This window comes from Olavius algarvensis spirochete endosymbiont (assembly GCA_900608495.1).
Taxonomy (GTDB): domain Bacteria; phylum Spirochaetota; class Spirochaetia; order DSM-2461; family DSM-2461; genus UBA2779.
Genome location: UWYT01000177.1, coordinates 1 through 225 on the forward strand (window position 1 = coordinate 1; position 225 = coordinate 225).

The 225-nt window shown below is 50.7% G+C and carries 1 protein-coding gene; it reads left to right on the forward strand.

Annotated elements, in window-relative coordinates; translation table 11 throughout:
• On the forward strand, positions 1 to 225 hold a 225-nt coding region (locus S1OALGB6SA_RS10175; RefSeq protein WP_195910299.1), incomplete at both ends, for a hypothetical protein.

Sequence of the window (225 nt, forward strand, 5' to 3'; positions counted from 1 at the left end):
TTGTTACATACAAGATAGCCACGGTTATCGATTCCAGTCTGATTTATCCCACCAGACGGGGAGGCGATGCCTACTGGAAGATAAAGGATTATCATCTTCCGGGAAGAGCTGAAGCAAGCAGCAGCTCCGCCAGTTCCAATGGCCCGGGCGAGCTTGATAAGAGCCACGGTAAGACAAAGAATTACGGCGTGGGAGTTTTGGGAATTCTGAGCGTGGGCTTTTCCA